We start from the raw sequence: 22521 nt of genomic DNA on the forward strand, positions 1-22521 counted from the left end.
CCGTGTCCAACGATCCGATCGTCCATGGCGACGTCGCCGACGGCTTCGGCCGGGTCGCCGACGTGTTCCGGGACAACTTCGCCACCCGGGGCGAGGTCGGCGCCGGCCTGGCCGTCTACGTCGACGGCCGCCCGGTGGTCGACCTGTACGGCGGGCTCGCCGATCCGCGTACCGGCCGGGTCTGGCAGCGGGACACCCCGGCGGTGGTCTTCTCCTGCACCAAGGGCATCCTGGCGGTCTGCGCCTATCTGCTGGTGCAGTCCGGCCGGTTGGACCTGGCCGCCCCGGTCACCCGCTACTGGCCCGGGTTCGGTCGCAACGGCAAGGCCGACATCGTGGTCCGTGACCTGTTCACCCACCGGGCCGGCCTGCCGGCGCTGGACCGTGACCTGACCCGGGAACAGGTGCTGGCCTGGGATCCGGTGATCGCCGCGATCGAGGAGCAGACTCCGCTGTGGCAGCCGGGCACGGCGTACACGTACCACGCGCTGACCTACGGCTGGCTGGTCGGCGAAGTGATCCGGCGGATCACCGGCGTACCGGTGGGGGAGTTCTTCCGCGACACCCTGGCCGGGCCGCTCGGCCTGCGGACCTGGATCGGGCTGCCGGCCGCCGAGTGCGACAGCGTCGCCTGGACGCTGGCTCCGCCGGACAACCCGGTCAGCTACCCGGACCGGGTCAGCGAGCGGTCGTTGACCATGGGCGGCGCGTTCGACTTCCCGGCGGACGCCGCCGGCCTGGTCAGCTTCAACGACCCGGCCGTCCAGGCGGCCGAGGTCCCCGGGGCCGGTGGGGTGAGCTCCGCCGCCGGCCTGGCCCGGCTGTACGCCGCCTGCGTCGCGCCGGTGGCCGGACCACCGCTGCTGACCACCGCCTCGGTGGACGACGCGGTGGTGGTGCGTTCGCAGGGCCGGCAGCGGTTCGGCGGCCCGGACGCCGGGCAGCGCTGGGGAACCGGATTCCTGCTCGGGTCGCCCCGAATCCGCCCGATGCTCGGCGACCGCAGCTTCGGTCACGACGGGGCGGGCGGGCATCTGGGCTTCGCCGACGACCGCTACCGGGTCGGGTTCGGGTACGTGCTGAACCAGATGGGGGCGGCGGACGACGACCGGGCCAACCGGCTGACGGCCGCGTTGCGGGACTGCCTGGACTGAGGGCTCCGACCGGATATTTCCCCGTCGGGGCTCGGAGCGAGCATCCCCCGTCCCACCAGCAACAACCATATGTCCAGTTGATTTCCGGCACGTATCTTGACATGGCCCGATCATGACGAGCATGCTCAGCTAAATCAGTTTAGCGTCGATCTACTCGCTCAGCTTGACTGCCGGTCCCCCTCTCTGCGAACCCCCACCCGCAGGCCTGGCTGGGCACACGCGCTCGCGCGGGAAGGAAGGACGCATGACCCTCCGCAAGAAGGCGGTTGCCCTGCTCGCCGCAGCCGCGGTGCTGAGCACCGCCGGGGCGGCGAACGCCCAGGGCGGCGACGGCGGCGGCATCACCACCGGCATCCAGAGCATCACCCCGATCACCGAGGTCTACACGTACGGTCAGCGGGTCTCCGCCGTGGCGGTCGAGTACGGCGAGATCGTCAACCCCGACTCGATCGACCCGAGCACGTACACCGTGTCGGACACCGTGTACAACTTCCGGTTCAACCCGATCGAGGACCTGACCAAGATGGCCGATCGGACCATCACCAACGTCTACACAAACAGCCGGGCGCACACCCGGTTCGACCAGCGGTCGGTCACCGGACGCTACGTGATCATCGAACTCGACCCGGCCGATGTGGGCGGCTGGACCGTGATCGTCTCGAAGTGCCCGACCTTCCTGTGCACGGTGAAGGTCAACCCGGATCTGCCGACCACGCTGACCCAGCGCAAGCGGATCCACGCCAAGCCGGGCAACGGCAACGGTCTGGGGCCGGTGCTCGCACCGGGCACCCCGCACCGGGTCCGGGCGATGACCGAGGAGCCGGTGAACCTGTTGGTCGACGAGTTCGCCTACGACTCGTACCTGAGTGGCGGCATGGTGCTGCCGTACCACTACCACCTGCCGAAGAACTACGACCCGGCAAGGCGGTATCCGCTGATGGTCGTGCTGCCCGGCCACGGGATGGGCTTCGACGGGGGCAACACCGGGGTACAGATCGCGGCGGACATTCCCGCGGTGGCCTGGCTGGAGCGTAAGTGGACCGGCAGCGACGAGGACGTGATCGTGCTCGCCCCGCAAAACCAGCGGGTCGGTGCGGCGGCCGAGGCCGCGCTGCTGATCAAGCTGATCGACGAGTTCGTCGACGAGTACAGCGTCGACTCCACCCGGATCTACACCACCACCGTCTCCTACGGATCGCAGCTGGCCTGGGCGGCGTTCGAGCAGCGGCCCGACCTGTTCGCCGCCGGTCTGATCACCGGTGGGTTCCAGATCAACGAGGAGCAGGCCGCCGCGGTGGCTGAGGCGGAGATGCCGGTGTACGTCACCCACGGCGTCAACGACCACCTGCTGAACATCTCGCTGGGGCGCAACTCCCGCGACGCGCTGCAGACAGCGCACGCGGCGCAGGGCAAGAGCGAGCAGGAGATCGCCGACCTGGTGCGCTACACCGAGTACGGCAACGACGCGTTCTCGCTGCCCGACTACCACGCCGCCTACGGTCCGACGTACGAGGACCGCAGCATTTTGAAGTGGCTGCTCAGCCAGCGCAACGACAGCGCCTCCTGAGCCGACGGACCCGGCTCCGGGTAACCGGATCCGGGTCGGTCTGACCACCGTCCGACCGTGAGCCCGTCGGAGGATCGCCGAATCCTCCGACGGGCTCACGCGTGTCTCCGGCCGCCAGCCCTGGCTCCACGGTCCGGCAACCTCTCGAAACGGTTCGAGTGCCCTTGTTATCGCAAACAAGCGATGGCTGGTCGAAGGTGCTCGGCGGGTCGATCGGCAGTGAGGGTGCCGCAGCTTCCCATTCACATCGTTACAATCCGCCAATGATAGACCTGGTTGTCTCGATGTATTGATGGTGTTAGCGATAACACCTATGCTCCTGCTGTGGGGCGCGGGGCGCGTCCCACCTGCTTGCACCGGCCTTGTCGGGAGTCAGCCGGGTGTGCTGGCCAGCAGCGTTCCCGCCTTTCGAGCCGGGCCTCGGGCGCCGGGCGTCGCGGGCCGGGCGAGGCCACCTCGGTGAAGCGTCCCCGGGCCACGCCGTGCGACGCGGCTGCCCGGCGGTGCCGGTGCCCTGCAGGCGTCGGCCACGGTGCCCAGCCCGCACCGTGGCCGACGCCGCCATCCCAACCTGTGTCACAAACGAGCAGCGCTGCTCGCGGCGGCCGGTGGCCTGGTCGCCTCGGCGGCTACCGTGGTCCTGCCCGCAACCGCCGCCGCAGCAGCCGGGTGCTCTGTGGACTACGCCGTGTCGTCCCAGTGGCCCGGCGAATTCGACGCCAACGTCACCGTCAACAACCTCGGTGCTCCGATCGACGGCTGGACCCACACCTGGTCGTTCGGCGCAGGCCAGACCGTGACCCAGGCGTGGAACACGACGCTGACCAAGAGCTCCAAGGCGTCGCCGCTGGAGGTGACCGCCTACACCGGTGACGGGAAGACAACCCTGGTGATCCCGCCCACTCAGGGCAGCGGGCGCCGGTGCGGGTCCCCGCCCGCACCGGCATCCCGACCCCGACGGTGCCGGCCGGCACCGGACACGTCGGCCGGTGCCGGTTACTGTCCGATCCGGCCCCGACCTGCCAGTCTGGAGACAGTGAAGGGCAGCGATCGGGCCGGGAGGCGGTCATGGCGGTCAACGACAGTGCGGATCGACCGGGGTCGACCGACCGGGGCTACCCGGCGTCGGTCTCGCGGGCCACGTTGTTCTGGTACGCGTTCGCGTCGACCCTGCTCGTCGGCTGGTTCCTGTTCGGCTGGCTGGTGCTGCGTCAGGGCTTCGTCGACTCGGTCGGTGAGGCACTCGGCACCGGATCCGCGCTGCTGCTCACGGTGTCGGTGATCGAGGCGGCTCGCCGGCACCGGCACGACGGCCGGCCCACGGGCTGACGGCTCCGGGCGTACCGACCGGGGCCGCCGCGCGGTCCGGGCCGACCGCCGTGGCAGGCCGCCGCGCGGTCAGTCAGTCGTGCACCACCGCGGCGGTCACCCGCTGCAACGCGAAGGTGTGCAGCGTCTCGGTCCGCTCGTCCTCGGCCCGCAGGTAACCCGCGCCGATCGACACCGGACGGACCAGCCGGGAAGCGGCGGCACCGTGCGCGTCCACGTAGCCCACCCAGACCAGCGCCTTGTCCCGTACCGCCTGCTGCAGCACGGCCAGCGCCTGCGAGTGCGCCTGCACCGCGGCCAACCCGTCGACCGCCTGCCCGGCCGCCGCCCGGACCGGACCGGGCGCGCGCCGTACCGCACGGGCCGCCGCCTCACCCCGGCGAAGCTGCTCGACCAGACCGCTGATCCGGGGGGCGGTCAGCTTCGGCGCGGCCAGCGGATCGACCGACCGCAACGTCACCGGATGCCGCACCGGTGCCCGCCGGGCCCGGGGCCGGCCAGTGCGCAGTGCGGCCCCGGTGCCGTCCTCCGGCACCGGGGCGTAGCCGGCCTGCCGCAGCGCCTCCAGCATCCGGCCGGCGGGCACCACGCTGACCAGCACCGTCGGCGCCAGCCGACGCAGCGACAGGGCAGCCAGCCGGCGGTCCGCCAGCACCGTGGCCAGCAACGCCTCGTCGTCGCTGCGCAGATAACCGCCGGCCGATCCAGCGCGCAACCCGCCATGGGTACGCGCCGAGTCGTCGATCAGGTAGGTGAGGCCCTGCGGCACCGGGGTGCGGGACCGCCGGGCGAACAACTCATGCAGCTCGGCCGCCTGGTAGCCGGCGTCCAACGCCCGACGCACACTCGCCGGCGTGACCCGGTGCACACTGGCCGCCCCGGTCGACTCCAACTCGGCAACCAGCTCCAACTCGGCAGCCAGGGTCGGCTCCGGTGGACCGGGCACCACCACGGTCAGATCGGCCTGCACCAGGACGTGGTCCACCGGGGACGGCAGCAGGTCGTCCAGCGCGCGTTCCACCGTCGACGCCGCACCTCGATGCTCCCGTTCGGTAACCCGTACGCCGAGCGGATCGTCGTCGGCCGCGATGTCCCGACCGTCCCGGCCCTCCCCGGCGAGCAGCGAGCGGCCGTACCCGGTCAACACGCCCAGCCCGGTGACGCCCAGTTGAGCTGCCTCGTCGAGGACCTCGCGGTGCAGCTCGTCGCGGCCCCGGCTGCGCCGCGGCGCCTGCCAGGCGAGCAGCGTGAGCACTTCGTCGGCGGTCGGGGCGGCCCCCGGCGGCAGCGCGGCCAGCACCCCGAGCACGGTACGGCGAACCGTCGGCGCGCCGGCCCGCTCCACGTCGGTCGACAGGGCGGTGATCGGCCGGTCCCGGTCGTCCCGGCGGCCGATCAGCCCGGCCCGCCGGGTCATCGCCAGCCACGCCCCGGCCAGCCGCTCCCACCGCCGGGCCACCGGCTCGTTGATCCACTGGTCGTAGCTGCCGGTCGGCAGGATCTGCTGGTCGACGGCGGTGCGACTCGCCGTGGCGGGCAGTTCGGCGGCACCGAGCAGCCCGGCGGCGTACCCGATCTCGATCAGCAGCCCGGCCAGCGACTCGCTGACCCCACCTGCGCGGGCCAACCGGCGCAGCTCCCGCACCCCGATCCCGCCGGTACGCAGCAGCGGCGCCGGCTCGGCGGCCAACGCCTCCAGCAGCGCGCCGGCCAGCCGGACCAGCTCCATCGCCTGCCCGGCACCGGTCGAGTCAACCGCCTTCGGATCGCGTTCGGCGGAACCGGCCGCAGGCGGGTCGGGGCGCAGCGTGCCGAGCGGCCCGGTGTCCCGACGCAGCAACAGCCCGACCTCGCGGGGCAACTCCACGGCCTGGCTGCCGGCCGTCGCCGGCTCGTCGGTGACCACCGCCAGCAGGCCGGCCTCGACCAGCCAACGGACCGGGCTCACCCCGTCGCCTGGACCCAGGGCGGCCGGGGCAGCAGTGGCGGGGGCCTCGCGGGCCTGAGTACCGGCGGCCGGGCCGGCAGCGGCGGTAGTCACCGTGCCGAGCGGCGGACCGGCGGCGAGCCGGTCGAGCACCGCCCGGGCCGACGGCGGGGCGCTGAGCAACGTCCGGCGCAACGCGGCCGGGTCGGCGCACCGTCGCGCCACCCGGTCGTCCAGGTCGGCGGCGGGCCGGCCCAGCCCCGCCGGGTACGGCGAACTCGCCTCGTCCACCCCGCCGGCCACCCGGAACCGCCCGGCCGACCCGTACAGCAGGCAACGGGCCAGCAGCCGGTCCACCGCCGCGCGGACCTGAGCCGCAGTCGCCCCGCTGCCCGGCGCGGTGGCCATCGCCAGCACCGCGTCCAGTTCGACGGCGGCGTCGGCCGAACCGGCCCCGGCCGACGGTTCCCGGCACAGCCGCGCGGCGTCAAGGATCCGCAGGGTGAACTCGTCGAGGTCGTCGAGCGCGCGGGCAGCGGATACCCGCGACTGGGCCCGGGCGGCCAGCGTGGCGATGTCGGTCGGCGCCGGCACCACCAGATCCGGACGCAGGCGCAGCAGGTCACCCAGCTCCGCGTCGGAGCGGGAACGCAGGTGGTCGGCGAGTGTGTTGGCCATGGTTGTTCCACGCTAGCCCGCCGGACGCCCCAGGTGGCCTCGGCCGTCCGGAGCAGATGCGCCGGCTCGGGAGTCGCCCGCATAGGCTCACTCTTCGGCCGCCACCCGGCCGGCCACCCGCCGGCCGGACCCACCCGTCGTGGCGGGCGTGACGAGGGAGGGACTCGCGCATGTCGCCGGTGGTCGGATTCGACCTGGACATGACATTGATCGACTCGCGGCCGGGGGTCGCCGCCACCTACCGGGCGTTGACCGAGCTCACCGGGGTGCAGGTGGACGCCGAGGTCGCGGTGTCCCGGCTCGGCCCGCCGCTGCGCCACGAGATCAGCCAGTGGTTTCCGGCCAACCAGGTCGATGCCGCGGTCGAGCAGTTCCGGTCGCTCTACCCCCGCTACGCGGTCGATCCGACCCTGCCGATGCCCGGGGCGGTCGCCGCGCTCGAACTGGTCCGGGAGCGGGGTGGGCGGGTGGTGGTGGTCACCTCGAAGCTCGGCCGGCTGGCTCGCCTGCATCTGGACCATCTGAGGCTGCCGGCGGACGAGGTCGCCGGGGACCTGTTCGCCGAGGGCAAGGCGGTCGCCCTGCGCGAGTACGCCGTACAGCTGTATGTGGGTGACCACACGGCGGACATGGTGGCCGCGCGGACCGCCGGGATCCCGGGTCTCGGGGTGGCCTCCGGCCCCTGTTCGGCGGCTGAGCTGCGGTCCACCGGAGCGGCTGCGGTGATTGACGACCTGACCGGATTCCCGGCGGCGGCCGACGCACTGCTCCGGCTAGCCTGGTGAGGTCAATCCTGCGAGTGAAGTCGAGGTCAGTGGTGCCGACGGGTCGAGTGAAATGGTACGACGCGGGAAAGGGGTACGGATTCGTCACCAGTGACGAGGGTGGCGACGTGTTCCTGCCCAAGGGTGCGTTGCCGGCTGGCGTCACCGACCTCAAGTCCGGGCAACGGGTGGAGTTCGGGGTGGTGGACAGCCGGCGCGGCGCGCAGGCGCTCGGCGTACAGCTGCTGGAGGCCCCGCCGTCCGTCGCCGAGCTGCGTCGGCGACCGCCGGAGGAGCTGCACGGACTGGTCGAAGACATGATCAAGGTGCTGGAGGCCAAGGTCCAGCCGGACCTGCGGCGGGGCCGGTTCCCGGACCGCAAGACGGCGCAGACCGTGGCCCAGCTGGTGCACGCGGTCGCCCGCGAACTGGAGGTCTGACCCACGGTCGCGGTCCCCGGATCGCAGTGGGCGATTCTCTACCGCCGCCGTAGCTGGTCGTCGGGCGGTGGCGCGAGCAGCCCTGCCGTAGGTGGGGTGAGCCCGTGCGCCGCCGCCCGGTCCAGTAGCGCGGCGACCGCCGCGTACCCGTCGGCACCGAGGTCGGCGGTGAATCCGTTGACGTACAGCCCGATGTGCCGGTCCACCACGTCCGGCTCCATCTCCTGTGCGTGGGCCAGCACGTAGTCCCGGGAGGCGCCCGGATCGGCCCAGGCCAGTCGGACCGACTCGCGTACCCAGCCGGTAGCCTGCGCCGGGTCGACGACGCCCCGTCGGGCCAGGATCGCGCCCAACGGGATCGGCAGCCCGGTGTCCGACTCCCACCACGCTCCGAGGTCGACCAGCGCGGTGAGCCCGTACCGCTGGTAGGTGAACCGCGCTTCGTGGATCACCAGGCCGGCGTCGTACCGGCCGGCGGCGACGCCGGGCATGATCTCGTGGAACGGCACGACCTCGATCCGGGCCGGCGGCCGACCCGCCGACCAGAGCCGGAACAGCAGGTACGCGGTGGTCCGCGCACCGGGTACGGCGACAGTCGCCCCGGTCAGGTCGCCGGCCGCCCAGCGGCCCTCCCCGGCCGTACCGCCGGTCAGCAGCAGCGGGCCGCAGCCCCGGCCCAACGCACCCCCACAGGGCAGCAGGTGGTAGTCCGGCAGCAGCCAGGGCAACGCGGCGAAACTGACCTTGACCAGGTCGAACTCGCCGCGTTCGGCGGCGGAGTTGGTGACGTCCACGTCGGCGTAGCGGACGGCGACCGGCGGGGCGTCCGGCACCAGCCCGTGCACCAGGGCGTGGAAGACGAACGTGTCGTTGGGGCAGGGGGAGAAAGCCAGCCGGAGGGTCACGTCAGCCACGGTAGTCGGCGCTGCGGCTGGTCAGCGCGCTGGCCGCCGTGGTCAGCGCGGCCAGCGCCGACGGGATCCGCCAGCCGGCCCGGTCGCGCGGGCCGACCGGGTTGGAGATGGTACGCAGCTCTGCGAAGGGCAGCCCGGCCAGCTCGGCGGCGCAAGCCACCCCGTACCCCTCCATGGCCTCAGCCACCGCGTCGGGGTAACGGCCAGTGAGCGTCCCGGCGGTCGTCGCGGTGCCGGTCACGGTGTTCACCGTCAACACCGCGCCGTGTACGGCGTCCGGCAGCACCGTTCGCAGCCAGTTGGTGAGCGCGCCGTCGGCGGTGGCGACCGCGGTGCCGAAGCCGAGTTCGTCGATCGTCAGGAATCCATCCGGCGATTCGGCGCCGAGGTCGGCCGCGACGCTGCGGGTGGCGACGGCGGTCTGCCCGACGGCGATCCGGCCGGGGAATCCGCCGCCGATCCCCGCGCTGACCACCGCGTCGTACGGGCGTCCGCTGCTCGCCGCGAGTGCCAGCTGCCGGGTGGTCCCGGCGGCGGCGGCCGCCGAACCGACCCCGACCACCGCGACATCGACCGCTCGGTCGGCTGCGTCGCCCGTCGTGCCGCTACCGGCTGTGCTGCTGCCCGCCGTGTCGCCACCCGGGGCGATTGCGCGTCGAAGGGCGACCGCCTCGGCCTCGACCGCGGTCACGATCAGAATCCGCACCTGCCGCACCCTACCCACCGCGCCTTCCTGGACCTACCGGTCGCCGGGCAGGGTCGTTGCCCGGCGACTCGTCACCTGCCCGTGGGTCAGCTTCCGTTGTCCGGCCGGTCGGGTCGATCGTCCTCGGCCGCGCGGCGCAGCGTCGACGACGGGCGGTAGATGTGGAATCCGGGTGGCGTCGGATCGTCGTCGGCTTGGCCGTCGGCCCGGTCGTCGTCGCGGTGACCGGCGGGTGCGCCGGCGGCCGGGACGCCGACCGGCTCGGCACCGACCGGACCGGTGCCGCCCTGCCCAGCGCCGACCGGTGCCGGCGCCGCCGGCGTCGGCGGGGCGGGTCGCGGACGTGGCCGGATCCGGGCCGGGACGATCGACCGGCGGGCGCGTGGCGGAACAACCGTGCCGCCGTCGTCGGGTGAGCCGGCTTCGGGCGTACCGGGATCGGCGGGGCCAGGTTCGGGCGGGCCAGGTTCGGGCGTGTCTGGGACGTCGTCGGCTGCGTCGACCGGCCGGCCGTTGAGCCGGTCCTTGCGCTGCCGGCCGGCGACGATCATCGCACGGGCGGCGGCGAGGATGCCGAAGCCGGCCGCCGCGACGACACCGATCCGGCCGTCCACCGGGATAAGCCCGAACGCGCCACCAGCGACGAACGACAGCATCAGAATGGTCTCGGAGTGGGCGAATGCGCTGGCCCGCAGCCGTTCCGGCAGCCGCTCCTGGATGGTGGCGTCCACCGCGAGCTTCGCGATGCCGCTGATGATCGCGGTGACGAAACAGAACAGCGCCACCATCAGCAGCGAGAACTGCAGGGTGGCGAGTACGCCGACACCGGCCACGATCACCAGCCCGCTGGACTGCAGGGCGAGTGGACGGTTGATCCGCATCCGGCTGCCGATCGCGGTGGCGGCGAAGCTGCCGGCGGCCAGCGCCGCTCCGACCAACCCCAGCGCGCCCTCGTCGCCGAGCTGCCGACCGACGACCACGGTGGTCAGGTCGCCCGCCTTGATCGCGAAGGCGAGGAAGAGCAGCAGGAAGCCGTAGAGGCAGCGCAACGTGCCGCTGCCGACCAGGGTGGCGACCACCAGCCGGCTCCCGGTGAGGATCCGCTGCCGGTCAATGCCCCGCCGTATCCCGAACACCCGGAACGCCCGTGGCACCCGCTCGGCGGGCTCGGAGTCGGCCCGAGGCGGCAGCCGCAGCGCGATCACCATGCCGACCAGGAAGATCACCGACGCGACCCGCAGCGGCCACTGCGGCCCGAACCAGAACGCCGCCAGCCCCAGCGGTGCGACCAGCGCTCCGGCGATCGTGCCGTAGACGCTGGCCCTGGCCCCGGCCTGGGACAACCCAAGCCCGGCCGGCAGCAGCCGGGGCACGGCGGCGGAGCGGCCGACGCCGTACGCCCGGGACAGGGCTAGCACCCCGAACGCCGCCGGATACAGCCCGAACCCGTTCAGGTGGTCGGCGATCAACCAGGCCAGGAAGGCCCGGCCGAGCATGGTGGTGGCCAGCGCGTACCGCCGGCCGTGCCGGAAGTGGTCGAGCACCGGGCCGACCACTGGGGCCAGCAGCGCGAACGGAACCATCGTCACCAGCAGGTAGAGCGCCACGCTGCTGCGGGCCTCGCCGAGCGGCGCGCTGAAGAAGATGGTCCCGGCGAGCCCGATCGTGATCAGGGTGTCCCCGGCGCAGGAGGCAGCGTGCAGGTCGAACAGGCGCGACATGCCCGGCTCACCGCCCGCCCCGCGGTGGCGTACCTGCAGAACCTTGTGTCCGGCCCAGCGACCGCTGTGCGCCGTGCCGCGCAGCACCGCGCGGGTGCCGCGGAAGGCGGTCCCGGCCGTGTGCCCGAGCGAGCGAAACAGCCCCATGCGCCCATCCTCACCTATCCGCAGCCGTCCCGTCTCGGGCTGTGCCGGTTTTCGCGGTCGCGGGTCCAGGTCGGCGGGGGAGTGCCTGGCGACAACGAGTCGCTGTCGGCGGGGGAGTGCCTGTCGGCGGTGCCGGCCGGTAGGCAACAATGGGACGGTGACCAGGAGCACCGCTCGTGCCGCCCGCCTCGACTCGGTCTGCGCCAAAGCCGTCGACGTGGCGTACGCCGCGCTGACCGACGCGGTGGATCCCGCCGAGGTCGGCGAGCACCTGCAGGCAGTCGCCGAAGGCGACCGGCTGGTGACCCACCTCTTCGACTGCCATCTTGGCGGGTACCAGGGCTGGCGGTGGGCGGTCACCGTGACCCGGGTGTCCCGCAGCCGGCAGGTGACCGTCTGTGAGACGGTGCTGCTGCCCGGCCCGGACGCGTTGCTGGCACCGGGTTGGCTGCCCTGGCACGACCGGCTGCAGCCCGGTGACCTGGGCGTCGGTGACCTGCTGCCGACCTCGTTCGACGACGACCGGCTCGCGCCCGGTTACCTGCAGTCGGACGACCCGGCCGTCGAGGAGGTCTCCTGGGAGCTCGGGCTCGGCCGGAGCCGGGTGATGTCTCGTGAGGGCCGCGCCGACACCGCGCAGCGCTGGTATGACGGCGAACACGGCCCGCAGGCACCAATCTCGGTCGCCGCGCCGGACACGGCCCGCTGCGGCGCCTGCGGGTTTTACCTGATGCTGGCTGGGGCGCTGCGGCAGGCGTTCGGGGTGTGCGGCAACGTGTACGCACCGGACGACGGCCGGGTGGTGAGCGTGGACCACGGCTGCGGCGCGCACTCGGAGACGCTGACCGGCCCGGCGGTGACCCCGGTGGACGAGCTGCCCACGGTCTACGACGACGGCGAGGTCGAGACGGTCACGGTGCGTTCGGGTCCGGCCGGCGACTGACCTGGTCGGCGTGGCGCTGTCGCCGGTTGGCGTCGTGCCGCAGCATCACCGCGAGTCCAGGCAGCCCGAGCAGGAGACCGGCCAGGCAGGTCCAGAGCCAGTCGGTACGCCCGGTGTCGGCCAGCCAGTCTCGGGCGAGCAGGCAGACCAGCCCGGCGACGGCCCAGGCGATCATCCCGCCGACGGCGAACGGCACCATCGGTGGGTCCAGTGGTGCCGGTCGGGGTGCCCTCGGCAGCCGCACCGGGCCGGTCGGGGCGTCCGGCGGGGTCATCGGCGGCGAGTCGGGCACCCTACCAGGGTACGTCCCGGTTGATCGAGACCGCCGCGACGGGCCGGTCGACCCGGACGGCGGCTGAGTCGGCCATCGATGTCGCGGGACGTAACCGGATGGACCTTCGCTGGTAACAGCTGATCTGAGACGATGCGCGCAACCCAGTCAACCTGATGATCAGCTGTGAGGACCCATGGCGACAGTGCCGGCAGAGACGACCGGGTCGACTCCGGACCGCAGCCCACGTAACGCGTTCGACCGGTTCTTCGAAATCACCGCCCGCGGCTCCACCCCCGGCCGGGAGGCACGCGGCGGCCTGGCCACCTTCTTCACGATGGCGTACATCGTGGTGCTCAACCCGTTGATCCTGGGTAGCGCGGTCGACGGCGAGGGCGCCGCGCTGGCGATCCCGGCGATCGCCGCCGCGACCGCCCTGATCGCCGGGTTGATGACGCTGCTGATGGGGGTGGTCGCCCGGTTCCCGCTGGCGCTGGCCGCCGGTCTCGGGGTGAACGCCCTCGTCGCCTTCGAGATCGCACCGCAGATGACCTGGGCCGACGCGATGGGCCTGGTGGTCATCGAGGGCGTGATCATCCTGGTCTTGGTGCTGACCGGGCTACGTACCGCCGTCTTCCGGGCCGTGCCGACCCAGCTGAAGACCGCCATCGGGGTCGGCATCGGGCTGTTCCTCGCGTTGATCGGCTTCGTCAACGCCGGGTTCGTCACCGGTGGCACCGCGTCGCCGCCGCTCGGCCTGGGCGTCAACGGCATGATCGCCACCTGGCCGGCGTTCGTCTTCGTACTCGGCCTGCTGCTCACCCTGGTGCTGGTGGTCCGCAAGGTGCGAGGTGCGATCCTGATCGGCATCCTCGGCTCCACGGTGTTGGCCATCGTCGTCGAGGCGATCGGCGGGTTCGGGCCGGCCGGCGGCCCGGACGGCCGACCCGGCGGTTGGGCGTTGACCGTGCCGAGCCTGCCCGACCAGGTCGTCGGCCTGCCCGACCTGTCGCTGCTTGGCAACTTCTCCGTGCTGGGCGCGTGGGACTCGGCGACCTGGCTGATCGCCCTGATGTTCGTCTTCACCCTGCTGCTGACCGACTTCTTCGACACGATGGGCACCATGGTCGCGGTCGGTCAGGAGGGCGGCCTGCTCGACGCCGAGGGGATGCCGCCGAGGACCAGGGAGATCCTGGTCGTCGACTCGATCGCGGCGGCGGCGGGCGGCATGGCGAGTACGTCGAGCAACACCTCGTACATCGAAAGCGCCGCCGGGGTGGCGGAGGGCGCCCGGACCGGAGCGGCGAACCTGGTCACCGGCGGGTTGTTCCTACTGGCCGTCTTCCTGTCCCCGTTGGTCGAGGTGGTGCCGTTCGAGGCGGCGTCGACCGCGCTGGTGGTGGTCGGCTTCCTGATGCTGACCGCGGTACGCACCATCGACTGGACCGACTACGAGATCGCCATCCCGGCGTTCCTCACCATCGTGCTGATGCCGTTCACCTATTCGATCTCCAACGGGATCGGCGCGGGGGTGATCACCTTCGTGCTGATCAAGTTGGTGAAAGGCCGCGCGGCGCAGGTGCATCCGCTGCTGTACGGGGTGGCCGCGCTGTTCACCCTCTACTTCCTGCGGCATCCGCTGGAGTTGCTGATCGGCTGAGCCGACCGCCTCGTCGCAACGTCGGCCGTCACCGGCGGTACCCTGGTGCCGCCGGTGACGGTGGTCATAACGGCTGGTCGGTCGGCGTGTTCGTTAGTTAGGCTAACGAACGTGACGGAGTGGGCGGTGATGGGAGAGCAGCAGGTCACGGCCGCGCAACTGGCGACGTCCCTGCGCGATGCCATCACCCGACTCAACCGGCGGGTCCGACGGGCCCGGCCGGTCGGCGATCTGACGGTCACCCAGCTGTCCGCGCTCACCAGCCTCGAGCTGGTCGGTGCGATGACGCCGCGGGAGCTGGCCGACATCGAGCGGGTCCAACCGCCGACGATGACCAGGATCGTCGCCAAGCTCGAGGAGCGCGGACTGGTGCAACGCACCCCGCACCCGACCGACGGCCGCCAGGTGATCCTGTCGGCCACCGGGTCAGGCCGCGAGGTGATCGCCGGGTTTGAGCGGATACGTGACGAGTGGCTCGCCACCCGGCTCGCCGCGCTGAGCCCTGCCGAACGGGACACGTTACGGCAGGCGGCGGAGATCCTGCAGCAGGTCGCCCGCGGCTGACGCGACAGTCGCCACCGGGTCCGCTTCGTCCCACGTGGATGACGCGTACGATCCGAGGAGGCGCACCCCGAGTGCGGGCGACACTGAACACCACCTTCCAGTCCCTACAGGTCCGCAACTACCGGATCTTCGCAACCGGGCAGCTGATCAAGCTGATCGGTGTGTGGATGATGTTCATCGCGCAGGACTGGCTCGTCCTGCAGCTGTCGGACGACTCCGCCACCGCGCTCGGCGTGGTCGTCGCCCTCCAGTTCACCCCGGTGCTGGCGTTCACCCTGATCTTCGGCCGGCTCGCCGACCGCTACGACAAGCGGCTGCTGCTGTTCGTCGCCAACGCCATCTGGTGCGTGCTGGCCCTGGTGATGAGCGTGCTGGTGCTGACCGGCGTGGTGGCGCTCTGGCACGTCTTCGTCTTTGCCGGCCTGCTCGGCGTCGGCAACGCCCTGGAGACCCCGGTCCGGCAGGCGTTCGTCTCCGAACTGGTCGGGACCCCGCTGCTGCCCAATGCCCTCGCGTTGTCCTCGGCGACGTTCAACACCGCCCGGATCGTCGGCCCGGCCGTGGCCGGGCTGGCCATCGCGGCGTTCGACGTCGGGCCGGTCTTCCTGATCAGCGCGCTCGCGTCGACGGCCCCGCTGGTCGGACTGGTTCGGATGCGCTCCGGCGAACTGCACCGGGTCGGCCTGCCGGTCGGAGCGCAGCGGGACGCCGCCAAGGTGGTCGACGGGTTGCGCTACGTCGCCCGCCGCCCCGACCTGATGCTGCCGATGGCCCTGATGGCCGTGCTCGGCCTGTTGCTGTTCAACTTCCAGTTGACCCTCGCCGCGTTGGCCAAGACAGTGTTCGAGACCGGTGCGGCGTCGTTCGGGCTGTTCACCACGGCGCTCGCGGTCGGCGCGCTGGCCGGTGCCCTCGCTGCCAGCGGCCGACGCGACCGGCCGTCGGTCTACGTCGTGCTGGGCAGTGCGTTGACCTTCGCCGGCCTCGGCACCCTGGTCGGGCTGGCCCCGACGTACTGGCTGGTGGTGCTCCTGCTGCTGCCGACCGGATTCTTCATGGTCTACTTCGCACAGGCCGCCAACCAGCGGGTGCAGCTCGGCGTCGACCCGGCCTTCCGGGGCCGGGTGATGGCGCTGTGGGTGCTGGTCTTCCTGGGCACCAACCCGGTCGGCGCACCGATCATCGGCTGGGTCGCCGAGCGCTTCGGAGCCGGGGCCAGCATCTGGCTGGGCGGCCTGCTGTCCTTTCTGACCGCCGCCGCCGCGCTGGCCTGGCAGTTGCGGCGCACCGGCGGCCGACTGCGGCTGAGGTGGGCACCGATGCCCCGGCTCTACGTCCTGCCGGCCCGACCCGCGCCGGCCCATGCCGGAGCAGTCCGAGCCTGACCTGGAGCCTACTGCCCGGGGCCGAACGGTCCCCAGGCCGCTGGCGGCCGCCGACGGGTCAGGAGCTCGCGCGGTCGGCCGGGCCGCTACCGAACAGGACATCGTCCCAGCTCGGCAGTCGCTTGCGGGGCTTGCCGGAGCTGTCGGCCGGGGTCTCGGTGGCACCGGACGCGGCGCGCCGGGGCCGCAGCACCGCCAGGGACGGCACCGCCGGGACCTCCTTGGGCGCGTCGGCATCGTCGTCGAAGGCGGAACCCGCGCCGCCGCCGAGCAGGGCGGCGGCACCACCGGCCACCGGCCGCTGCCGGGGCGTCTCGGCGTTGGCCGCCGGCTCCAGGCCGCGACCGGCCGCCGAACCGAGCGGTCGGTCCAGCGAGGCGAGCAACGCGTCCCGCCCGGCCCGGATCGGGTCCCGGCTGGGTCGTGGCTGGTCACCCGGGGCAGCCGGGAGGCCGTGCCCACCCCGGCCCGGCTCGGCCCGCGACGGACCGGGCAGCGCGTGCCCGCCCCGCTCCGGCGCCGGCTCCTGACCGAGGATCTGGGTGGGCCGCTCGGTGCAGAGGTACTGCGCCATGTCGTCGTGCGGCGAGATCACCTGGCGGCTCTTGTCGAGCTCCCAGATGGCCTGGGCGGTGGCCTTGCCGGACGGCCAGGTGGCGATGATCCGCCAGGTGCCGTCGTCGCGCCGGTACGCGTCCCAGGAGATCTTCTCCGCGTCGATGCCGTGCTGGGCCAGCCGGCCGTCGACGACCTCGGCGAGCGGGGCACCCTTGTCGGAGTTCTTCAGCCTGGTACGCCGGGCGTGCTGGGCGAGCATGGCCCGCTCCTGCAGCACCGGTCCGGCGTAGCGCAGCACCCGGTCGACCGGCACTCCGGCGATCCGCGCGACGTCGTCGGCCGACTCGCCGGACCGGATCCGGGCCTGGATGTCCCGGGGAGACAGCGACGGCTGGGGATCACCGGGCTGGCTGGCCACCGTCAACGTGGTCGAGCTGTCCGGGTCCGCCTGCACGGCGGTGGAGACGCGGTCGTCAATCGGTAGGGCGAGCAGTCGGCCGACCTCGTCAGCGAGGACCAGGGCCTGACCGTCCTCGGAGAGGGCGACGAAGCGTACCGGGCGCATCGCGTTGCCTCCGTCCCGCTGAGCTGCCCCACGCCGCAAGGTCGACCCGCCCGCGACGTCCTCCGCACACGGTACGCCGATATGCCACCCGATGGGAGTAGGCCACGCCGGGCATGTCGAGTGAGCTGCCCCGATCCGTCCGGCTGGGCGGGTCGGTGGCGGACGGTGATCGAGCGTCGGCGATCACGGATGGTCAGCGGTTGATCGTCATCCTAGAGCAGACCGGCCGGTTCGGCGACAATCAACACCGAACCGGCCTTATCGCCCGATATGCCTCAGAGTCGCTCGATCACGAAGTCGACGCAGGCGGTCAACGCCTCGACGTCGGCCGGGTCGATCGCGGGGAACAGCGCCACCCGCAACTGGTTGCGGCCGAGCTTGCGGTACGGCTCGGTGTCCACGATGCCATTGGCCCGAAGTACCTTGGCGACCTGGGCGGCGTCCACTCCGTCGACGAAGTCGATGGTCGCCACCACGTTCGACCGCAGTGCCGGATCGGTGACGAACGGGGTGGCCACCGCGGACCGCTGAGCCCAGCCGTAGATCGCCGCCGCGCTCTCCGCCGTCCGCTTCGCCGCCCAGGCCAGCCCACCCTGGGCGTTCATCCAGTCGGTCTGCTCGGCGGCGAGGAAGATCGTCGCCAGTGCCGGGGTGTTGTAGGTCTGCTCCAACCGTGAGTTGTCGATCGCGGTCACCAGGTCCAGGAACGCCGGGATGTACCGGCCGGACGCCTTCACCTGGGCGGCCCGGTCCAGGGCAGCCGGCGACATCAGGGCCAGCCAGATGCCGCCGTCCGAGCCGAAGCACTTCTGCGGGGCGAAGTAGTAGACGTCGGTCTCGGTCGGGTCGACCTCCAGGCCACCGGCGCCGGACGTGGCGTCGACCAGCATCAGCGCGCCGTCGTCGGCCCCGGCGACCCGCCGGATCGGCACCGCGACCCCGGTGGAGGTCTCGTTGTGCGGCGTCGCGTAGACGTCGACGCCCGCCTCGGCGACCAGGGCCGGGGCGCTGCCCGGCTCGGCCTTGTGCACCGTCGGCTCGCCGAGGAACGGCGCGTCGCGTACCGCCTTGGCGAACTTGGCCCCGAACTCGCCGAAGCTGGCGAACTGCGCCCGGTCGCGGACCAGACCGAACGTGGCGAACTCCCAGAACGCCGTCGTACCGCCGTTGCCGAGAATCACCTCGTAGCCATCGGGCAGCGCGAAGAATTCGGCGATGCCGCGCCGCAGCCGGGCCACCTCGTCGCGGACGGTGCGCTGCCGGTGGGAGGTGCCCAGGTAGCTGGTGGCGACCTCGGACAGCGCCTCGACGGCTGCCGGGCGGACCTTCGACGGGCCGCAGCCGAACCTGCCGTCGGCGGGCTTGATCTCGTCTGGGATGCGGATGGTCGCAACGTCAGCCACGGTGGTCAGCAGTCCTTCCAGAGGCGCTACGGGTCGACCAATCCTTGCACCCGACCGGCTGGCCCCGGGGTGTGGTCCCACGTCTACGACTGAGGCGTGTCCCACATCCCCGGGCCGGTGCCGGTGGAATCCGTACCGGATCCGGACCGGTGCCGGATCAGACGTCGTGCGGGACCGCGTCCCAGCCGGCGACCTGCTGCGGTTTGCGCAGCTGCGGGCCGACGTACCGGGCGGACGGGCGGACCAGCCGCTTGAGCCGCTTCTGCTCCAGGATGTGAGCGCTCCAGCCGCCCATCCGGGCACAGGTGAACATCGAGGTGAACATGTGCGCCGGCACCTCGGCGAAGTCGAGCACCACCGCCGACCAGAATTCGACGTTGGTCGCCAGTACCCGGTCCGGCTTGCGGTTGTGCAGCTCCTCCAGAGCGGCCTTCTCCAGCGCCTCGGCCACCTCGTAGCGGGGCGCGCCGAGCTCCTTGGCGGTGCGGCGCAGCACCCGGGCGCGCGGGTCCTCGGCCCGGTACACCCGGTGACCGAACCCCATCAGCCGTTCGCCGCGGTCGAGCACGCCCTTGACGTACGACTCGGCGTCGCCGCTGCGCTCGACGCCCTCGATCATGTGCAGCACGCGGGACGGGGCACCACCGTGCAGCGGCCCGGAGAGCGCGCCGATGCCCGACGAGATGCAGGCGGCGGCGTCGGCTCCGGTGGAGGCGACCACCCGGGCGGTGAAGGTGGAGGCGTTCATGCCGTGTTCGGCGGCGGAAATGAAGTACGCGTCGACCGCCTTGACGTGCCGGGGATCGGGTTCGCCTCGCCACCGGCGCATGAACCGCTCGACGATGGTCTGCGCCTTGTCGATCTCCTTCTGCGGCACGGCCGGCAGACCGAGCCCGCGGGCCGACTGGGCGACGAACGACAACGCGGTGACCGACACCCGGGCCAGGTCAGCGCGGGCCTGCTCGTCGGAGATGTCGAGCAGCTGGGACAGCCCCCAGTACGGGGCGAGCATGGCGACCGCCGACTGCACGTCCACCCGGATGTCGCCGGAGTGCACCGGCACCGGGAACGGCTCGGCGGGCGGCAGACCCGGCCCGAACCGGCCGTCGACCAGCAGTGCCCAGACGTTGCCGAAGGAGACCTGTCCGATCAGATCCTCGATGTCGACGCCGCGGTACCGTAGGGCACCGCCCTCCTTGTCAGGCTCGGCGATTTCGGTCTCGAATGCGATCACACCTTCGAGACCCGGTTTGAAGTCGGACATGTGGCTCTCCTGGTGGGGATTTGGCGGTGCTGCCCGAGCGCCGGGTAGAACTGCTGCAGGCTGCCCTGAACGGCTTTCACTGACGTCCGTGTGCTGCGGTGACTGGTCGTTCGTGCCCGGTGGGTGACCGGTTGTTCGTGCCTGGTGGGTACCCAGCGTAAGTTCGGTGCCAGGGGTAGCCCTAGTTCAGGAGAGCGACGTGACCGGAGACACACCACGACCGAGTCTGCCGCGTCGTGACTATCGCGGTGCCCCGGAACTGCGTCGCCGCGACCTCGCCGTCGACTGGCACACCCAGTTCGCCCGGTGGTTCGCCGACGCGGTGGCGGCCGGGTTGCCCGAGCCTAATGCGATGGTGCTGGCCACGGCCGACGTCGATGGGCGACCGAGTACCCGGACGGTGCTGATGAAAGGGTACGACGAGACGGGAATCGTCTTCTTCACCAACTACCGGTCCCGCAAGGGCACCGAGGCCACCGCCAATCCCTCGGTCAGCCTGCTCTTTCCATGGTTCGCGATGTCCCGGCAGGTGGAGGTACGTGGGGTGGTGGCACCGGTCCCCCGGGCGCAGACCGAGGCGTACTTCGTCACCCGGCCCCGCGGCTCCCAGCTCGGCGCCTGGGCCAGCCCGCAGTCGCAGGTGGTGCCGAACCGGGCGGCGGTCGACGCCGGTTTGGCCGCCGCCCGGCGGCGGTTCCCGGAGCCGACCGTGGTGCCACCGCCGCCGCACTGGGGCGGCCTGCGGGTCACGCCGTGGACCGTCGAGTTCTGGCAGGGTCGGGCCGACCGGCTGCACGATCGGTTGCGGTACCGCCGGGATGCCGGCGGTGGCTGGTCGATCGAGCGGATCGCGCCGTAGCGCAACCTTTAATTTACTCTTAGCTATTGTGGATCATTGGTCGGCGGGTGACCCGCGAGCTGGTTTGAACCGTTATCGTCGCCGCATGGACAACGTCGATGCACGTCCGGGCCCGCCGTCCGGAGCGCAGTGGACGATCGCGGCGGACGGGCACGAGGCCGTCGTGGTCGAGGTGGGTGGCGGGCTGCGGGCGTACCGCGCCGGTGGGGTCGACTACGTTGACGGGTACGCCGAGGACGAGCTCTGTGTCGGCAGTGCCGGCCAGGTCCTGGCTCCGTGGCCGAACCGGATCCGCGACGGCCGCTACACCTTCGCCGAGGTCACCCGGCAGCTGCACCTGTCCGAGCCGGACCGGCACACCGCGCTGCACGGGCTGGTCTGCTGGCTGCCCTGGCAACTGATCAGCAAGACAGCGGACGAAGTGGTGGTCGGCTGCACCCTCTTCCCACAACCCGGCTACCCGTGGTCGCTGGTGCTGCGTACCCGCTGGGCGGTCGGCGCCGACGGACTGCGGGTGACCCATCAGGTGACCAACGCCAGCGCCGAGCCGGCACCGTTCGGGCTCGGGGCCCATCCGTACCTGCGGCTGCCGGACACCGCCGTCGACGACCTGACCCTGCACCTGCCGGCCCGCAGCCGGCTGCTGGTGGACGGCCGACTGCTGCCGATCGGTGCGGCCAAGGTAGCCGGTGGCGAGTACGACTTCACCAAGCCGCGGCGGATCGGTCCGGTGGTGCTGGACACCGCGTTCGGCGATCCTGACCGGGATTCTTCGGGCGGCTCCGCGGTCCGGTTGTCCAACCAGGATGGATCGGAAGGCGTGACGATCTGGGCCGATGCCGCCTTTGGCTGGTGGCAGTTGTTCAGCGGGGACACTCTGGCGGAGCCGCGCCACCGGCGGTCGGTGGCGGTCGAGCCGATGACCTGCCCGCCGGACGCGTTCCGGTCCGGGCGGGATCTGATCGTTCTGGCGCCGGCCGAGACCTGGCAGGCGAGCTGGGGCATCCGGGCAGGGCAGGAGCCGGCGGGACCGGGACCGGAGGGCCGGTGATGGAGTTCCGCGACGCGGTACGTCGGCGGCGGATGGTCCGCAACTACGATCCGGACCGCCCGGTACCGCCCGAGATCGTCAACCGGTTGCTGGAGCACGCCATTCACGCGCCGTCGGCCGGGTTCTCCCAGGGCTGGGCATTCCTGGTGCTGGACCGGCCGGACGACCGGGCGGCATTCTGGGCGGCGACCACCCCGGTGGCGGCGGACCCGGACACCGAGCGGCGCAGCCGCTGGCTGGCCGGCATGACCCAGGCGCCACTGATCATCGTCCCGCACGCCAACCGGTCGGCGTACCTGGACCGGTATGCCCAGCCGGACAAGGGTTGGACCGACCGCGACGAGGCGCGCTGGCCGGTGCCGTACTGGCACATCGACACCGGGTTCGCGGCGTTGCTGATGCTGCTGACCGCCGTGGACGAAGGGCTGGGAGCCTGCTTCTTCGGTATCCCGCCGGAGCGCACACCGAATTTCCGGGAGGCGTTCGGCGTGCCGGACGAGTTCGTCCCGATCGGTGCGATCACCGTCGGCTACCGGGCACCCGACACGCGTTCCCCGTCGCTGCGTCGCGGTCGCCGTCCGGTCGACGAGGTGGTTCATCGTGGCCGGTGGAACGGTTGACCGGGACCGGTTGCGGGCGGTGACGCTGCGG

20 protein-coding genes and 1 pseudogene are annotated in these 22521 nt (G+C 72.1%); 13 read left to right on the forward strand and 8 right to left on the reverse strand.

Annotation, left to right across the window (positions count from 1 at the left end):
- Positions 1-2 precede the first annotated feature (2 nt).
- The 4 genes and pseudogenes from O7621_RS07680 (at position 3) to O7621_RS07695 (ending at position 4050) form a co-directional block, all read left to right on the forward strand.
- Positions 3-1154: a serine hydrolase domain-containing protein gene (locus O7621_RS07680; protein WP_282233377.1), complete on the forward strand. Its 1152-nt coding sequence runs from the start codon at positions 3-5 to the stop codon at positions 1152-1154.
- A gap of 244 nt (positions 1155-1398) precedes the next feature.
- Positions 1399-2721, forward strand: coding sequence for a hypothetical protein (locus tag O7621_RS07685; RefSeq protein ID WP_282233378.1), 1323 nt, complete (start codon positions 1399-1401; stop codon positions 2719-2721).
- Positions 2722-3292: 571 nt separating this feature from the next.
- Positions 3293-3553: pseudogene (locus tag O7621_RS07690) on the forward strand (cellulose binding domain-containing protein); the annotation flags it as partial.
- A gap of 236 nt (positions 3554-3789) precedes the next feature.
- Positions 3790-4050, forward strand: a complete 261-nt coding sequence (locus O7621_RS07695) for a hypothetical protein (protein WP_282233379.1) — start codon at positions 3790-3792, stop codon at positions 4048-4050.
- Positions 4051-4123: 73 nt separating this feature from the next.
- Here the strand turns inward: O7621_RS07695 and O7621_RS07700 are convergent, their stop codons facing one another.
- A complete protein-coding gene (locus O7621_RS07700) occupies positions 4124-6655 on the reverse strand; it encodes a helicase-associated domain-containing protein (protein WP_282233380.1) in 2532 nt (843 codons plus the stop codon).
- A 170-nt stretch (positions 6656-6825) separates the two neighbouring features.
- Between O7621_RS07700 and O7621_RS07705 the strand changes: the two genes are divergently transcribed.
- Positions 6826-7440 carry an HAD hydrolase-like protein gene (locus O7621_RS07705; RefSeq protein ID WP_282233381.1) on the forward strand — a complete coding sequence of 205 codons (615 nt, stop codon included), beginning with the start codon at positions 6826-6828 and terminating at the stop codon, positions 7438-7440.
- A gap of 32 nt (positions 7441-7472) precedes the next feature.
- On the forward strand, positions 7473-7859 hold the full coding sequence (locus O7621_RS07710) for a cold shock domain-containing protein (protein WP_123607376.1): 387 nt from the start codon (positions 7473-7475) through the stop codon (positions 7857-7859).
- 38 nt (positions 7860-7897) lie between these two features.
- On the opposite strand, the gene O7621_RS07715 is transcribed toward O7621_RS07710, so the two are convergent.
- The 3 genes from O7621_RS07715 to O7621_RS07725 form a co-directional block, all read right to left on the reverse strand.
- Complete coding sequence (locus O7621_RS07715) at positions 7898-8764, reverse strand: 1,4-dihydroxy-6-naphthoate synthase (protein ID WP_282233382.1); 867 nt, start codon at positions 8762-8764, stop codon at positions 7898-7900.
- Between the two features lies 1 nt (position 8765).
- Positions 8766-9488 (reverse strand): futalosine hydrolase, encoded by a 723-nt coding sequence (locus O7621_RS07720; protein ID WP_282234486.1) that lies wholly within the window; start codon positions 9486-9488, stop codon positions 8766-8768.
- 77 nt (positions 9489-9565) lie between these two features.
- On the reverse strand, positions 9566-11347 hold the full coding sequence (locus tag O7621_RS07725; RefSeq protein WP_282233383.1) for an MFS transporter: 1782 nt from the start codon (positions 11345-11347) through the stop codon (positions 9566-9568).
- An 85-nt stretch (positions 11348-11432) separates the two neighbouring features.
- Between O7621_RS07725 and O7621_RS07730 the strand changes: the two genes are divergently transcribed.
- Positions 11433-12290, forward strand: a complete 858-nt coding sequence (locus O7621_RS07730; protein ID WP_282234487.1) for a DUF3027 domain-containing protein — start codon at positions 11433-11435, stop codon at positions 12288-12290.
- On the opposite strand, the gene O7621_RS07735 is transcribed toward O7621_RS07730, so the two are convergent.
- Positions 12259-12564, reverse strand: a complete 306-nt coding sequence (locus O7621_RS07735; protein ID WP_282234488.1) for a DUF2530 domain-containing protein — start codon at positions 12562-12564, stop codon at positions 12259-12261. The two genes, O7621_RS07730 and O7621_RS07735, sit on opposite strands and share 32 nt — an antisense overlap.
- 193 nt (positions 12565-12757) lie before the next feature.
- Here O7621_RS07735 and O7621_RS07740 point away from each other — a divergent pair, with 193 nt between their 5' ends.
- The 3 genes from O7621_RS07740 to O7621_RS07750 all read left to right on the forward strand — a co-directional run bounded on the left by O7621_RS07740 (position 12758) and on the right by O7621_RS07750 (position 16170).
- Positions 12758-14221 carry an NCS2 family permease gene (locus O7621_RS07740; RefSeq protein ID WP_282233384.1) on the forward strand — a complete coding sequence of 488 codons (1464 nt, stop codon included), beginning with the start codon at positions 12758-12760 and terminating at the stop codon, positions 14219-14221.
- 129 nt (positions 14222-14350) lie between these two features.
- Positions 14351-14785 (forward strand): MarR family transcriptional regulator, encoded by a 435-nt coding sequence (locus O7621_RS07745; RefSeq protein WP_282234489.1) that lies wholly within the window; start codon positions 14351-14353, stop codon positions 14783-14785.
- Between the two features lie 71 nt (positions 14786-14856).
- The gene (locus O7621_RS07750) at positions 14857-16170 is read left to right on the forward strand and encodes an MFS transporter (RefSeq protein ID WP_282233385.1); all 1314 of its coding nucleotides are present in this window, start codon (positions 14857-14859) and stop codon (positions 16168-16170) included.
- Between the two features lie 58 nt (positions 16171-16228).
- Here the strand turns inward: O7621_RS07750 and sepH are convergent, their stop codons facing one another.
- The 3 genes from sepH to O7621_RS07765 form a co-directional block, all read right to left on the reverse strand.
- On the reverse strand, positions 16229-17293 hold the full coding sequence (gene sepH, locus O7621_RS07755; RefSeq protein ID WP_282233386.1) for a septation protein SepH: 1065 nt from the start codon (positions 17291-17293) through the stop codon (positions 16229-16231).
- 275 nt (positions 17294-17568) lie between these two features.
- Entirely contained in the window at positions 17569-18696 is a 1128-nt protein-coding gene (gene serC, locus O7621_RS07760; RefSeq protein ID WP_282233387.1) for a phosphoserine transaminase, read from the reverse strand.
- 157 nt (positions 18697-18853) lie between these two features.
- Entirely contained in the window at positions 18854-19960 is a 1107-nt protein-coding gene (locus tag O7621_RS07765; RefSeq protein ID WP_282233388.1) for a citrate synthase 2, read from the reverse strand.
- 199 nt (positions 19961-20159) lie between these two features.
- Between O7621_RS07765 and pdxH the strand changes: the two genes are divergently transcribed.
- The 3 genes from pdxH (at position 20160) to O7621_RS07780 (ending at position 22490) form a co-directional block, all read left to right on the forward strand.
- Complete coding sequence (gene pdxH / locus O7621_RS07770; RefSeq protein WP_282233389.1) at positions 20160-20819, forward strand: pyridoxamine 5'-phosphate oxidase; 660 nt, start codon at positions 20160-20162, stop codon at positions 20817-20819.
- A gap of 85 nt (positions 20820-20904) precedes the next feature.
- Complete coding sequence (locus tag O7621_RS07775; protein WP_282233390.1) at positions 20905-21870, forward strand: aldose 1-epimerase family protein; 966 nt, start codon at positions 20905-20907, stop codon at positions 21868-21870.
- Positions 21870-22490 carry a nitroreductase family protein gene (locus O7621_RS07780; RefSeq protein WP_282234490.1) on the forward strand — a complete coding sequence of 207 codons (621 nt, stop codon included), beginning with the start codon at positions 21870-21872 and terminating at the stop codon, positions 22488-22490. Before O7621_RS07775 ends, O7621_RS07780 begins: the two co-directional genes overlap by 1 nt.
- Positions 22491-22521: the final 31 nt, after the last annotated feature.

This window comes from Solwaraspora sp. WMMD937, assembly GCF_029581175.1.
Taxonomy (GTDB): domain Bacteria; phylum Actinomycetota; class Actinomycetes; order Mycobacteriales; family Micromonosporaceae; genus Micromonospora_E.

Excerpts from the sequence above, each read along its gene's own strand:
- O7621_RS07685 (WP_282233378.1), top strand. The coding sequence starts at position 1,399 with ATGACCCTCCGCAAGAAGGCGGTTGCCCTGCTCGCCGCAGCCGCGGTG.
- O7621_RS07695 (WP_282233379.1), top strand. The coding sequence starts at position 3,790 with ATGGCGGTCAACGACAGTGCGGATCGACCGGGGTCGACCGACCGGGGC.
- O7621_RS07700 (WP_282233380.1), bottom strand. The coding sequence starts at position 6,655 with ATGGCCAACACACTCGCCGACCACCTGCGTTCCCGCTCCGACGCGGAG.
- O7621_RS07705 (WP_282233381.1), top strand. The coding sequence starts at position 6,826 with ATGTCGCCGGTGGTCGGATTCGACCTGGACATGACATTGATCGACTCG.
- O7621_RS07725 (WP_282233383.1), bottom strand. The coding sequence starts at position 11,347 with ATGGGGCTGTTTCGCTCGCTCGGGCACACGGCCGGGACCGCCTTCCGC.
- O7621_RS07735 (WP_282234488.1), bottom strand. The coding sequence starts at position 12,564 with ATGACCCCGCCGGACGCCCCGACCGGCCCGGTGCGGCTGCCGAGGGCA.
- O7621_RS07740 (WP_282233384.1), top strand. The coding sequence starts at position 12,758 with ATGGCGACAGTGCCGGCAGAGACGACCGGGTCGACTCCGGACCGCAGC.
- O7621_RS07745 (WP_282234489.1), top strand. The coding sequence starts at position 14,351 with ATGGGAGAGCAGCAGGTCACGGCCGCGCAACTGGCGACGTCCCTGCGC.
- sepH (WP_282233386.1), bottom strand. The coding sequence starts at position 17,293 with ATGCGCCCGGTACGCTTCGTCGCCCTCTCCGAGGACGGTCAGGCCCTG.
- O7621_RS07765 (WP_282233388.1), bottom strand. The coding sequence starts at position 19,960 with ATGTCCGACTTCAAACCGGGTCTCGAAGGTGTGATCGCATTCGAGACC.
- O7621_RS07775 (WP_282233390.1), top strand. The coding sequence starts at position 20,905 with ATGGACAACGTCGATGCACGTCCGGGCCCGCCGTCCGGAGCGCAGTGG.
- O7621_RS07780 (WP_282234490.1), top strand. The coding sequence starts at position 21,870 with ATGGAGTTCCGCGACGCGGTACGTCGGCGGCGGATGGTCCGCAACTAC.